6 protein-coding genes and 1 riboswitch are annotated in these 14666 nt (G+C 55.4%); of the genes, 5 read left to right on the top strand and 1 reads right to left on the bottom strand.

What is annotated here, in order from left to right; translation table 11 throughout:
- Positions 1-15: 15 nt before the first annotated feature.
- Positions 16-116: riboswitch (guanidine-I (ykkC/yxkD leader) on the bottom strand.
- A gap of 283 nt (positions 117-399) precedes the next feature.
- The gene (locus AC1DVF_RS19270) at positions 400-663 is read left to right on the top strand and encodes a hypothetical protein (RefSeq protein WP_034153133.1); all 264 of its coding nucleotides are present in this window, start codon (positions 400-402) and stop codon (positions 661-663) included.
- A 180-nt stretch (positions 664-843) separates the two neighbouring features.
- Positions 844-1251: a hypothetical protein gene (locus tag AC1DVF_RS19275; RefSeq protein ID WP_099758249.1), complete on the top strand. Its 408-nt coding sequence runs from the start codon at positions 844-846 to the stop codon at positions 1249-1251.
- Positions 1252-1383: 132 nt separating this feature from the next.
- On the opposite strand, the gene AC1DVF_RS19280 is transcribed toward AC1DVF_RS19275, so the two are convergent.
- A complete protein-coding gene (locus AC1DVF_RS19280; RefSeq protein WP_477782986.1) occupies positions 1384-6684 on the bottom strand; it encodes an SET domain-containing protein-lysine N-methyltransferase in 5301 nt (1766 codons plus the stop codon).
- Positions 6685-6987: 303 nt separating this feature from the next.
- Between AC1DVF_RS19280 and AC1DVF_RS19285 the strand changes: the two genes are divergently transcribed.
- The 3 genes from AC1DVF_RS19285 to AC1DVF_RS19295 are packed head-to-tail and all read left to right on the top strand — an operon-like array spanning position 6988 to position 14634.
- Entirely contained in the window at positions 6988-8220 is a 1233-nt protein-coding gene (locus AC1DVF_RS19285; protein ID WP_460090109.1) for a glycosyltransferase family 4 protein, read from the top strand.
- Positions 8221-8233: 13 nt separating this feature from the next.
- A complete protein-coding gene (locus AC1DVF_RS19290) occupies positions 8234-9088 on the top strand; it encodes a hypothetical protein (protein ID WP_477782987.1) in 855 nt (284 codons plus the stop codon).
- A 2-nt stretch (positions 9089-9090) separates the two neighbouring features.
- Complete coding sequence (locus AC1DVF_RS19295) at positions 9091-14634, top strand: calcium-binding protein (RefSeq protein ID WP_477782988.1); 5544 nt, start codon at positions 9091-9093, stop codon at positions 14632-14634.
- The last annotated feature ends 32 nt before the right edge of the window (positions 14635-14666 follow it).

A 14666-nucleotide genomic window follows, 5' to 3' on the forward strand; every position in this document is an offset into this window, starting at 1 on the left:
CGCGAACGGTGGCTTGTCTCCCGGGCTTTTGTCCCGCCGTGTAACCTCAACTGGAGGTCGCCAACTCTCGGACCAGCCACTCGCGATTGCGAGCCGGAACCCTAGTCAGCCATTGCAAATTGTGGTGCCGCGAACCTGTGATGACTCCTGCACGGGTTTGCTAAAGCGAGACGCGTGCCAAGTTGCGTCAGGCGCTCTGGCACGGGCGCGCGGGTTGCTTAGGATTGGCGGCGAGGGCGCTGAGGCGCTTTGTGTTGGTGCGCGGCTGCACCGTGATGCAGCGTGTTTGCCGCTGATCCGATGGTTTTGCGCTGTTGGCACTCGGCATGATTTCGCCAGTCAAAACAGATGTCAGCCGGTCTGTGCCGACTGCTGTCGCAGGTCTTTCAGGAGGCCGCCATGCTTATTCAAAAAACATTGCGAAGGGTGCTGCTGGGAGCGGTGCTCGGTTTGGGTCTGTCTGGTTGTTATTACTACGCTGGTCCCTACGATGGGTATCCGTCTACTTACTACTCTCCCGGCTATTACTCGCCTTATTACTATGGTGGTTATTACGGCCCGCGCTACTACGGCGGCGCGCGTTATTACCACGGTGGCTACGGCTATCGAGGCGGTTACGGACGGGGTTATCACGGCGGCGGATATCACGGTGGCCACCATTAATCAGCGGCTGAATGACAGCGTTTTCCAAATGAACAGGATTTCATCAATCACTTGTTTCAACTTGTTGCAGGAACGCACCAGATGCCGAAAACGCTGTCTGATTTTTCGACAGTCACCGATTAAATGACTGTCGCCTGCCAGCGTCGCTGGTGTGGCCAACCCGCGGTCCAGGAGGCCGCCATGTATAGACGAATTCTTCTACTTGCTGCGATGATGTTTTCCGTTGCCGGTTGCGTCCCGTACTCCTACGCGGACTCGTATTACAGCTCAGAGGTCTACACATCACCCGCACCGGCCTACTACAACACGGGCGGCACGTATTACAACGGTGGCAGCAGGTATTACGCGCAGCCACGCTACTACCAGCCAGCCCCGCGGTATTACCAGCAACCGCGCTATTACCAATCGGCGCCGCGTTACTACCAGCCGGCTCCACGTTATTACGAAAGCCGTCGCTGGCACGACAACGATCGCGGGCGTTGGGATGGCCATCGTCGCGGCGGTTGGGATAACGATCACCGCGGTCGCGGCAACTACGACCGACACAGCGGGCGTGGCGACCATAACGGACGTGGCAACCGCTGGTAGATCCACGCAAATGAAAGCGGCGCAATTAGCGCCGCTTTTTTATGCCCGGGGAATATCGTCAGGATTAAGGCGCCACTGTACAGCACACCCACGGATCAATGGCCGTCGGCGCTTTGACGCCTCAACGGGCAGTCAGCGACCAGGGTCCTGTTTAACCGCTATATCAGGTACGGGCTGATAGAGCAGGCCGTAATCCATCAGTAATTCATCACCCTTGCTGATGTCCTCTAGCGCCACGTAGAACGTCAGGTTTTTTCCCGCGGCAATGGAAATGACGTTGTTCGACTTCCATGCCGGCTCATTGCCCAGTTGTGAGGTATTGATCAGGCTCAGGGTATTGCCCGTGTGCAGCCCACTCACCGAGCGATTGCCCGAGCGTGTGCCGAACAAGTAAGTCAGCACTGCCCGTGAACCTTGTTTGCGTATCTCCTGAAACAACGACGCATCTGATTCATGAAACTTGCCTGCGTACGGTCCTAGCACTTCAAATTTGGCAATATCGCGTCGTGCCCACACTGACGCGCCGCGATTGGGTCCACCGTCATCCAGAGCCGTGAACACTTCCAGAGTTTGATCAAACCGCGATTGATGCTGTCCTTCGGTACGCAACCAGTCTTTGATCGATTCCTTGATCTGGCTTGAAACGTTTTTTTTGCTTGCGTTATCGAGACCGTCAAGCAGGCCATTCCAGTGGGCGATACGGATGTCATCTATCGGCCCCTCTAATGCATCGGTCAAACTGAGCCTGGGGTTCTTTGGGTCCTGCAGGATTGGCAATGTGTTGTCGACCTGATGAGGCAATGACGAGGACGTTCCGGTTTCAACCTTGATTGCGACAGGCAGGATGTCCGAGGAGGGACCGGGAGCCTGTGCTGAGTTTTGTGGTGTGTCGGCAGACTTCTTCGGCTGGGTCGGGTCGACAGATTCCTGTGCTGGCCGCTTTTGTCCCGAACTTGTCTCGATTTGTTGAGGCGCGGGAGACAATGTGGTGTTTCTCCCTGCATGTTCGAGACGCCGCACAGCGGTATCTTTTAAGAGCCCATTAGCTCTGACAAGTCGTCGCCAAGAGTTGGGGCTTAATCCGTGCTGGCGTACGAATTCTTCAACTGTGACTGTGTTGTCCGACTTCTCGAAGAGCATTTTCCACTGGCTTAGATGCTCATCTCTAATCGGGTTGTAAACTACGCCTGCCGCCCTGTTCAACATCGCTTCACCGGCAGGTGCCAGGCTTCCATTTTGCCGGACAATACTTTTAAACAAACCCGGATGAAGGTGATGAAGACCGGCAAATCCCTCCATGGTCATTGCATCACGCAACGGTTGTGTCATGGCTTGCCAATCACGAATATGCGCCACGGTCACCTGATTGACGGGTGTGCCGGCGGGGCGTTCACGCACGATCATGCCCGCGGCGCTCAACTGTCCGTCAGGCTCCACGTAGTACGCAAAGGTTTTGCCGGATAGACCTTTCTGGCGGGAAAAACCCTCGCGGGTGAGCGACAGCCGTTCTGCTCGCGGTAATGCTTCCCAAGCCAACAAGTGCTCAGCAGTAATTAACTCACTACGCCGGCTTGGCAAATGAGCCGGCAGGCTCGCACTTGCATCAGGTTTTTGGGGCGCGGAGGCGAGTAGAGCGACGTCGTGCCCAGCTGGATAGAGACGCTGCGCAGTGGCATCTCGTAAAGATCCATTAGCTCTTACTTGCGCATGCCAAGAGGTTGGGCTAAATCCGTGTTGACTGACGAACTCCGCTGCCGTGACCAAATTATCCGGTTGCCCGAATTGCCGGCTCCACTCGCGTAGATGATCATCGGTAATCGCGTTATAGGCGGTGCCCGTTGCCCTGTTCAATAGCGCTATACCGGCAGGCCCCAAGCTGCCATTGCGCCGCACAAAACTTTTGAACGTCCCCGGATGAAGGTGGTGATGACCGGCAAATCCCACCATGGTCATTGCGTCACGCGCTATTTGCGTCATGTTTTGCCAATGATCGATATGCGTTTGGGTCACCTTGTTGAAGGGGGTATTGGCGGGGCGGTTGCGCACAATGGCGCCCGTAGCACTCAGTTGGCCGTCAGGTTGCACGTAGTATTCAAAAGTTGTCTGGGACAGGTTATGTTGCCGGGCAAAGTCTGCACGACTCGTGTTCCCCTGTCTGTTACGCGACACCACCTCCCAATTCAGTAGATGCTCGGCAGTGATCTTCTCCTCCAGTCCCCCCGGAACCCGCGCCGGCAGACGGGCTGGCGTGGCAGCGACAGGCACGGCGGACGTTTGCCGAGCTTGATCAAGACGCTGCACAGTCTCATCTTTCAGGGTGCCATCAACTTTAACGTGATGTCTCCAAGAGTTCGGGCTGAGCCCGTGTTCACGTATGAACTCTTGCGGTGTGACCGAGTTGTCCGGTTTCTCGAACAACCCTTTCCACGTGCGTAAATGGTCATCGGTAATCGCGTTGTAAGAGCTGCCGGCCGTCCTGTTCAGCAGCGTCTCACCAGCGGGCCCGAGCCCGTCGGCTCGCACATAAGTTTTGAACGAGATCGGATTAAGGTGGTGGTGGCCGGCAAATCCTTCCATGGTCATTGCGTCACGCGCCGGCTGTGTCATGGTTTGCCAATCACGGACATGTACATGAGTCACCTTGTTGAAAGGGGTGTTGGCGGGTCGGTTACGCATGAGCAAGCCGGCAGCGCTCAATTGCCCCTCGGGTTCTACGTAGTACGCAAAGGTTTTGGCCGACACTCCGTTCTGTCGCGCAAAGCCCCGAATGGTCAGCCTCTTCTGTTCCGCTTGCGGCAACGCCTCCCAGGCCCGCAAGTGATCCGCCGTGATCTGCCCCCCACCAAACAATCCCAGTCGTTGCCACTGATCACCCTGGAGATGCTGGACCAGCAGACTGGTTTGCCGGTTGTCGTGATACACCCGCGCACGCACGACGCCGTCTTCCGTGCGAGTGACTTGCCTGACCTCGTACACCGCCGTGGTACCGCTGCCATCGGTATGGCGTATGTGGGAGAGGTGTCCGTCGGCGGCAACATACACCCCTTGGCTGTTGCGAGAGAGCCCGGCGATTCTGGAATCGGGCACACTGTAGCGGCTGAACAGGGTATGGCTCAGTTCGTCCCACCCATCGATGTGTGCAGCGAGCACTTCTCCGGCGACCGCCTGGGTGGCGACAGCGAATTCCTCGAGCGGGCTGCCGTAAGGTCGCATCGTGTCGGCATCAAATGAATACCATTGACCGCTCTTCAGCACGGCCGCCCCCTCCACAGTCTGGCCAGTTACTTTTACGGTGCCCGTTGCCGCCGCGTCATACTGTTTGCTGAGCGCTTTCAAGACATCGTAACTGTCGGCGGTCCCCCTGAGCCGGTTGACGGCTTTGGCGCCTCTGGATAGCAGATAAAGGCCACCGGTGCCCACGAGTCTGGCCAGATCACTCAAGCCACCCACCGGGTTGAGCACATCAATGGTGGCGACACCGATGACATGGGCGGTCTTCAATGCCTTGGCGCCGGTGGACAGAGCAGTCCTGCCGATTCTGATCAGTTTCCCTGCCGTGGCGACGCCCGCCGTGAGAAAACCGAATACATCCACGGTGAGATCAAACACCGCCTCGCCGTAGTTGCCCTTCTGGAAATTGACAATGGCGGATCTGAAGGGGATCAAGTTCAACAAAAACTCACCCAGCGGTTTGGGCCGGTAATATTCGTCCATGGGGGTTTGCCCGCGTGCGAGCTCTTTGATTGCGAGGTCATCCAGATCCAGATGTTGCACAAAGGCGTCGGCAATCGCACGGGACCGCGCGCTGCTGAAACTGCTCACCAGTGATTCGCTTAAAGCGAGCTCGCGACCCAGTTCATTTGCCGCTTCACGGGGGACAAGCTCTTTGGTCGTGAAGTATTTGTTGGCCTCCCTTGATTCCTGTTGCTTTGCCTTGTGCAGCGCCGTCCGTTCAATCGTGTCTTTATTGATGTTGATTTCATACGCCTGGAACGTGCCGCTCAGCTCCGTCCTGATGAGCAGCCCGGGCTCGTTGGGGCAAGGGGTATGATTGAAAAATCCATCCGAGACAAATGAACCTTGTTGGAAAAAGCTGACTTTTCCAAACCCGAAGTTCTTTTTGTCTTCTAGTGGGAGCAGGGAGATCATGTGCCTGATCGTTGTATTGACGGCGGCCTTTTTATCCAGAATTGAGCGGGCGAACTGCCGGTCGAAGGCTTCCCGCACACCGAACGTCGGGTTGTTATTCAATGCCTCGAGTGGGAGGCGGGTATCACTTGATGCAAGTGGACGCGGATTCGGCAAGTCCATCATTGCGTAATCCAGAAGCGAATGGATGCCACTGAAACCCGTCTGTCCACTCTCGCCACGATACGTATCCGTGTGGAGAGCCTTGACTTCGAAAAGCGTGCCCAGATCGCTAAACCGCTCTATCAGCAGGGCCAGGGCAATGTCTTTTCGTGTCGGTAATGCTTTGTCCAGAATCCTGGCGGCAGCAAGCCGCTCTTCAAGCTCTTGGTTAAATGTCGCTCTTATCGTTTCGAGTTGTCCGTCGGTGTAGGCGTCATCGTTTCTTTTCAGGATGATTTCGTTGGTKACAGCCCAATCGCGTAATACGGCTGTCTGAATGCGTTGAGTCGATGCCGGGTCAGCCCGGCGAGCACTTTCAGCCTTGCTCATGACTTGGGCAAACGTCAGTCCGGGGACTTTGCCAGGTGTTTGTGCCTCGATGGCCATTGCCGCCATGGTCAGGTTGGCCCAGGCCAGACTGCCAACTTTCACATTTCGGGGAATGTCTGCAATCAGAAACTGCGGTGCCGACCTGCCTAGCAAAAGGTAGGCGCCGGTTTTCGCCAGGGCAGCGCTGGTTCTGCCTTCACGGCTTAAGTGTTCGGCGAGGTCATCGATGACTGCAGATGCATGCCGGCCGCAATGTCGATTGCTGGCCAGATCGAAGCCAGCTGTCTTGTTGCGAAGGGGGGCGGTGATCGACTCAGGATCCATCTGCAGTGCGATCCCCGCCAGCAGGTAATCCATAACGCTGCTATCGCTGTCGATGCCTTGCATTCTCTGTTGCAGCGTTTTGCCCATCAGTTGCCCTTGCGGGGAGCGGAGCAGCGCGTCGAGCATCTTTGCAGGGTCGTCTGTCACGTTCTCGGGAATAGGGTGGTCATAACGCAAGAACTCCAGCACACCGCCCTTGATCTGCATCACCAGCGGCTGGTCGCCCAAATGGTGTGCATGGCTCATGGTGATCAGACGCAAGCGGCGTTGTTCGTCCGCACTCAGGGGAATGGGCCAGGACAACGCCCCACCCAAGTTAGCCAGGGGAGTAGCCGGGGAGTCGATGTCATCAGGTCCAGGCGTGGATTGATCGTCAGGGGAGAGCCGTTGAGTCTGCGAAGGTGTGAGTACGAGGGTGTTGCCCGTCATGAGACTGTCCATAGTCAAAGAGTCATCCTTGGGAGCGCGCAGGTTGGCGCTTCCAGCGTTCACGAGTGTAAAAACACTCCGTGAATAAACGCCATAAACCAAGTATGAGTCTTTGCGTACAGGTCAAATGAGCCCTGCGCCGCTTTTTATGCCCGTCGAAAAAGTCGCCCCGTTAGCCATCTCCTAGGGCATTCCCAGACACTTCCTACAGTTTCATTTCCTTGCATTTGTTAGCGTCTGTTCGTGCCGATCAAGGTGAGCAAAACTCAGTTCAACAGCGGCGAATAAAAGGACGATGCCGCTATGAAGCTTCTTGTGATTCACCAAAACTTTCCGGGCCAGTTCCGTCATGTGGTGCTGGCGGCGATTGACAGGCGTTATGAGGTTTTGGCGATAGGTCGGGATACGGCGCCGGGTATCGCTGGGGTGAAAATATATCGATACCGCGCTGCCAGCCGAGCACCGGGCGGTATTCACCCCTACCTGACCCGTTACGAACAAGCGGTGACTGATGGACAGAAGGTTTCTGAAATTCTGAGCCGGCTGAAACATTCGGGTTATCGGCCGGACGTGATTCTCGCTCATCCCGGATGGGGGGAAACGCTGTTCGTCAAGGATGTCTATCCTGACGCGCCGCTTATTCACTATTGCGAATATTACTATCGGGCGCAGGGCGCAGATTCCGGGTTCGACCCTGAATTCCCGCGAGCCACAAGAGAGTCATCAAGGCTGCGAGTGCTCAATTCGCTGCATCTTTTGAATCTTGAGCAATGTGACATTGCCATTGCGCCCACGCGGTGGCAGCGCAGTCTGTTTCCTGCAGCTTATCAGTCGGCCATTCGGGTTATTCACGAGGGCGTCATTCAAAGTTCCAGTTTGGCGAAAACTGGGGCCGTCAGGTTGCCCAATGGCGTCGAACTGAGAGCCGGGCAGCCGATCGTTACTTATGTCGCGAGGAATCTTGAGCCTTATCGCGGGTTTCACAGTTTTATGCGAGCGATCCCGCATATTCAAGCTGAGTGTCCCGATGCGCAGATAATCATAGTGGGCGGTGATGACGTCAGTTATGGGGGTAAGCCGGTTGGCTATGCAAATTGGCGCAGCAGGATGGAGGCAGAGGTAAGTTTCGATCATTCCACCGTTCATTTCACAGGGAAGCTTCCTTACCAGACTTATCGGGCAGTTCTGGACTGTTCAAAGGTTCATGTTTATTTGACGTATCCGTTTGTTATGTCGTGGTCGTTACTGGAGGCGATGGCGGCTGGGTGTGTGGTAGTAGCGTCGGATACGGCTCCGGTAAGGGAGGTGATCGTCGATGGTCACAATGGAATGCTGGTGGATTTCTTCGATCATCACGGTATCGCCAAACGTATTGCCAAGGTTCTTGATTCCGTTGATGAGTACGACTGCCTGCGCCGCGCTGCGAAGTTGACGGCGAGCAGATTTGATGTGGCGTACGGCACGAAACACTACTTTGAGGTATTTGAAAGCGCGATGTTCGGGCATCTCAAGAAACAGCCTACTCGTCAGTTTTAATGGAAGATTTGAAATGCTCCGGATGTCGCGTAAGCCATGGGTTAAATGGTTTAAGAAGTTGTTGAAATACGGCTTGTTTATTTATGCCTGTTATTGCGTGGTGGATTTTTATATCCGTGAAGAACAAGTCGCCGCGGCGATGGCAATCTATTACGCGGATCAGGAGGCCTGCCAAAAGAAGCTGGCGAGCATGAAGCAGGTGCCCATACTGGGCGGTAGCTATGTGGATAAGACTCTGGTCCCGGAGTTTTATGTGGGCATGCCTGAACTGGCGAATAAGAAAGCGTGTCTGGCCAATACGCTCAAGGGGCATTTCTGGTGGACCGGGACGGAGATACGGTCGTACCACGATCAGAGTGTAAAGCCGATTCCTGAAAGTTGGCGTCTTTATAAACTGAACGCTGGGCTTTATACAAAAAAAGAAAGCACTGAACCCCATGAACGGGGCTATCGACACGTCAACTGGCCGGATGAGTTGATTGTGAAGTTGACTAATTATCCGGGGTTAGAGATTTGGCTGGATGCTCCGCCGCCGCATTTCAAGAATGTGGATTCCGTCAGAACGTTTGTCATTACTGGCTGGCCGCGGCGTGACGGCACCCCTCGGTTGATAGGCTGTGACGGTTTGATTCGCCCGGCTTCCGAGGAACAACTGACTGACGAGAAATTGGCAAGGTTCAGCAGATCAGAATTGGAAAATCTGGATTTTGGCAAGTTGAACTTTTTCTGCACTGTCAATCTGGATAGCTTTGACTTTGCTGGGGGGCACGGCAGCGTAGACCTCGGTCTATCGTCATTACGCGAAACACCTGAGATGCTCAAGTTTCTCAGTGATTATCTTTCACGCTCAGTTATTACAAGGAAGTAACAATGACTTATGTTTTTAGCGATATTGAAAAAACAGCGATCTTTAACGCAGCCAATATTTGCAAAGGTATGAGGCTTCTCTCAAAAAAAATTGAGTACGAGGCACTGGGAATAGCAGGGGCTAGCTGCGCTCCCCTGTATCAAACACTATTCGATATTATTGGCGGAAGAGTTTCTGAGGTTACCGTTGTCGATAATGAAGCGGGAAAAATTCTGAAAAGCGCCAGGCTCTGGCTTGCCGTGGCCATTGATGCCAACGGGGGAAACGGTGCCTACTCCGCCCTGATTCGCGGCTACACCTCGCGGCAAGGTGAACTGAGATTGAATAAAATCTTCAGTGAAAACCTGATGCAGCTGTCATCGAATCAGGTCGCCGCCAATTTCATCAATACCTTGATCGACGGATCCCTCGCGGGTCGGCTGGCACCCTGGACGGTTCCATCCATCAGCCAGATTGCAGAGATTGATGCCAGTGCGATCGGCAAGGCACTGTTTAGTGAGGCTTGCGGAGAGAAGGATACCGCCGTGAGCCATAACGCCGGCTGGTCAGGGACAGTCGGATTCAGCCTGTTGGGTGGAGCGCCGCCTTATGAAACCTGGAGATTGATCTCTGCGGGTGATGCGCAAGGGGAAGATGGCGGCCCGCCGACTCAAACAAAAGCCAACAGGCTCGATGACTATAAAAATATTCTGTTCGCCATCGATTCCTACAGTGTCGGCCTGCGAGCGGCGATCAGCAATTTCGGCGTCAATCCATTGCAAAGTCTGCTTTCCGTCGTGCCAGAGCAAATCAATATCGCGCTCGCCAGTGGCAGCCTCAATCCGCTGATTCAGCATGTCGTTAAAGGCACGCCGGTTTCCGCCGTGGTCGACCTGATACTGCGCTATGGCCAGAACGAATTCCTCGACATGTTCAAGCGCACCTACGACGGCGATTCAGCAGCGCCAGCTACCACCGATGAAACCTTCGCCACCAACGCTTACGCATTCTTCTCGGCATTTTCACCGGAGCAGTCCCAAAGCATCGTCACCCGATCAATAGGTGAATACGGAAACGCCAATTCATGGGCAAAACTGGCTGGCGAGTCGACACCCATCGGCCTGGCGTTGCGCAATTCCCTGAAGCAACTCAGTGAAATCGTCATCGAACGCGATGACGGTTACCCCGCACGCGGACTGGAACTCTACGATCCGCTGACCGGCGAAGGTTTCATCACCGCGCAATGGCTTGCCGATCGTGCGCAGATGTTGGCCCGGTTGATTGCCCGAACCCAGGGCTCGTTTGGAGAACACTCGCTGCAGATGTTTTCCTACTCCGATCTCGCCTCAGCCAAACAGGCGCCGATGACCACCGGTGTGTTGAATCCGCTGGTCATGTTCGGCGATGACGGTGCGCGGTCTTTCGCGGGCGGTGCGAACACTGATCATCTGTATGGCGGCGCGGGCAATGACACGATCAACGGACTGGCAGGTCACGATGTCATCGAGGGTGGACGCGGCAACGACTTGCTTGGCGGAGGCGACGGCAATGATGCGCTGTACGGAATGGCCGGTGATGATGTTCTGGTCGGAGGAAAGGGTAACGACTCTTTGATCGGTGGCGAGGGCAGCGACCGCTATGAGTTTTCCAGCGGTGATGGCATCGATGAGATCTTCGACGCCAACGCCAATGGGCAGCTGTGGATCAACGGCTCGCCGATTCCTTCACTCAAACGTCGCGCCCCTTTGAGCAATATCTGGTCGACCGAGGATCAGGCCATCACCCTGACCCTCATCGAAGAACTCACTGAACCCACCCTCAACATCAAATATGGCCTGAACGACCTCGTCGTTATCAAGAACTTCCGCCCCGGGATGCTTGGCATCCGACTTCCTGAACACCAAGACCCTACGTTCTCTGCTCCCGATCTGGTTCTCCAGGGCGACTGGAAAGCGAAAGATATCGACCCCAATGTTCCCGGTGATCAGTTCTCATACGATGAGCTGGGCAACGCCTTGCTATTGCCCAACGTAAAACAGAGAAACAAGGCCGATGTGCTCTACGGCTCTGCAAAAGACGACGTCATTCTCGGACTTGGTGGATCAGACCGATTGTTCGGCAAGGACGGAAACGATCAGTTGTTTGGGGATAAACAGACGACGCTCAAAAAAGCCATGGCCGCTGGCGACTCTAAAGGGAAAGCCGCTCGAGGCGATTGGCTTGATGGCGGGGCAGGTCACGATTTGCTCATCGGTACGGCATCCCAGGACGTGCTTCTGGGTGGTAACGATCGGGATACGCTGATTGGAGGTGCGGGAGATGACGTTTTATCAGGGGATGAAACGACGGGCGCGCTGGAGCAGAAATGGGGATTCAAACGCGTCAAAGTGCTTATAGACGGTGGTGTCACCAGTCACCGAACTGTCTTTTCAAAGGCCTCCTTCAATAGTTCGACGCAGGGCGATAACGATGTTCTCTACGGCCAGGGCGGTCGCGATGTTCTCAATGGCGGATGGGGCGACGATCTGCTTGATGGCGGAACTGAAGATGATCTTCTTGGAGGGGATGGCGGGGATGACACGCTGGCCGGAGGAAGCGGTAACGACACGATAATGGGAGACAACCTCGATTGGGGCGGTGGACTGCAAAGCAAACACCATGGCAACGATGTATTGGACGGTGGCAGTGGCGATGATTGGCTCGCTGGTAACGGTGGAAACGACGCGATTTATGGTGGTCCAGGCAATGACACGCTCAAGGGCGATGACGATGTACTGAACGGTGTTGCCGGTGACGCCGCCCACTTTTTTGGAAATGACCTGCTGGACGGTGGTGCGGGAGACGACACACTTTTGGGGGGCGGGGCGGATGATCTGCTGTTCGGAGGTGAGGGTAACGACGCGCTGGCCGGGGATTATGCTGAGCATCCAATTCGGTACCACGGCAATGATTTACTTGATGGTGGAGCGGGCGATGACACACTTCAGGGAATGGGTGGTTCCGATACCCTGATCGGTGGGGCAGGAGCTGACGCGCTGGATGGCGATGTGTCCAACCTGCAGTCAGGTGGAATCAACAATGATTACCTTCAAGGCGATGAAGGAAACGATACCCTTTTGGGCGGCTTGGGCGCCGACACGCTTTATGGCGGCGCTGATGATGACATTTTATCCGGCGACTACGCGCAGACAGCCGAAGCCGAACATGGCGCAGATTATCTGGACGGTGGTTCAGGCAACGATACCTTGCTGGGCGGTGGTGGCAACGACACGTTGTTGGGCGGGGAGGGTGTAGACCACCTTCGTGGCGATTCCGGCAATAACGTTTTTGATGGCGGGGCCGGTAACGACGTGATGGAGGGCCATGACGGCGCTGATGTTTACTATTTCGGGGTGGGTGATGGTCTTGACGTTATCACCGATTCAGGTGGCAGCAATGTCATCAAGTTCGGTGCCGGGTTCTCTGCGAAAAGTTTGAAAGCCGACATTATTGATGTTTCCGTAGGCCGGGTATTGCGGCTGTTCAATGGCGCGGGCGACGCGATACTCATCAAGAGTCACGAGCAGTGGAAGGATTCCACATTCAGTTTCAGCGATGGCGTTGTACTTGGTTATGAGGATGTCCTGCGCAAAACATTGCCGCCGATAAAGGTGCCCGAGTCACCTGTACCGGAAGTTGTAACCGCCACAGGAATCCAGCAAAGCAAAGTTGATGACCCGGTTCTGCCAGACGATGTAACCATCGCGGCGCAACGCCCTGTGGCATCTGATCACTCCGTTGACTGGACTGAAAAATTCCTCGCGCAAATCAAATCCAGACGCTCCGCCCGCAAACACGCCACAGGTTTCACCTTGAGTGATCAAGGCGTCTGGGTTCGCAGTCATATCACGACTAGCGACACCGGTTACATCACTCACACCGAGCTGAGCGATGACAGCGTCGAAGCGGGAACACTGTCTGAAACGCCGCCATGGATGAAGGTTGATGCGGGGCATGCCGTGGTCAGTGAAAGGCAGTCGAAAACCACAACCCGTGTCGAACATAAACAGGTGAAAGCCGATGGGACGATAGCCTCTTCACGTCAGGCGCCTCGCTATTATCGATCCGGCTCGGCTACCGGCTTTTCATTCAATACGGGAGATGTATTGGTTGAAGACCGTAAGGAATCCGGCACGCTTGAGGGCTGGTACATCTATCCGGCAGCAAGCTTCGGTTCGGGGGAAACGGTGCCCAAGGCGTTTCGCTGGGATGTCACAACTGAAACGATCAAACGCAAAATCGTCCCAGGCGACGATGCCGGCGGGCGAGTCAACGTCGAAGTGGAAAACGTTTTCCACGGCGGCGCGGGAGACGATCTGATTGTCGCTTATGCAGGCTCCCCACTTGACTACGGCACTGTCGGCGACAGAACACCGGGCGCGTTTTTATCCGCAGGTGCAGGTGACGATACCTTGCTGGGCTCCGAGGGCGCCGACTATCTGGTCAGCGGGGCAGGGGATGATTGGCTTTACGGTGAAGACGGTGCCGATACCTACATCGTGCAAGCGCACGCCGGAGCAACTACCACGATTGCGGATGTGCCGAACCCTGTTTTCCACCGAGCAGAAGTTGGCGCAGCGGGGTGGAAAGACGAGTACGGATTGATCGATCAGGACACTGTCGTCCTTCCAGCAGATGCGCAGTGCGATGCACTGCAATTGAGCTGGGGTGCTGCGCTGATAGAAACCACACATGTCGAGCTGGAACCCAACCCAGGTCGCGGGGCACACCGCAATCCGCCAAGAGCGAAAATGCTCCATCCGACACTCGATATCAATTGGGGTGGGATACAGAAAGTTCGCATCGTCTTGCCCCTCAATGGTGAACTCGAGGGGGCCGGGATTGAGCTCTTGAATTTCGCCGATGGGTCGGTCGTGAGTTTGAAACAACTCTTGGAGTCAAGTCAGCTAGGCCCTGCGCCCGAGACTTTTCATACGGGTGTAACCGTTAACAATTCAACGCGTTTTACGTCTCTGCGAGACGGACGGGCGCTGCCGTTAGTCGGTGGTCGAGGCAACGACACGATAAGCGGCGCGGGGGAAATCCGAGGCATGGAAGGGGATGACGTGCTCACGGGCAGCCCCGGTGATGATCTGCTGTTGGGTGGGCCGGGCAATGACACGCTAACCGGCGGCGCCGGAAATGATATCTACCGATACGATGGCCTCGGCAGGGACGTGATCATCAATCGCGGAGACGGCCTTGACGGGATCGACTTTTCCGAACGCAGGCTGACGATCGACAACTTGAAGTTTCACCGTGAGCGCGATGATCTGGTGATCGTGGTGGATTACGGCATGGCACCGAAAATCCGGGTTTCCAATCATTTTGCCGCAGGCGAAAGCGCTATCGGCTTCATAAGAGTCAGCGAAGGAACAGCGACTCAAGACTACAGCGCGATGCAGATTGCTGAACGTCTGCATCCTCTTCCGCCATTGAGGGATGTCGAAGACATTTTGATAAAGGGCGACGAAGAAGCGCAGCGGGCGATGACGGAGATCATTCAGTTTTACGAGCTGAATGTCTGAGTCTTATGGCGACCGATTGAGGCAGCTCGCGA

The sequence above is a fragment of the Pseudomonas sp. P4_D7 genome (assembly GCF_056401755.1).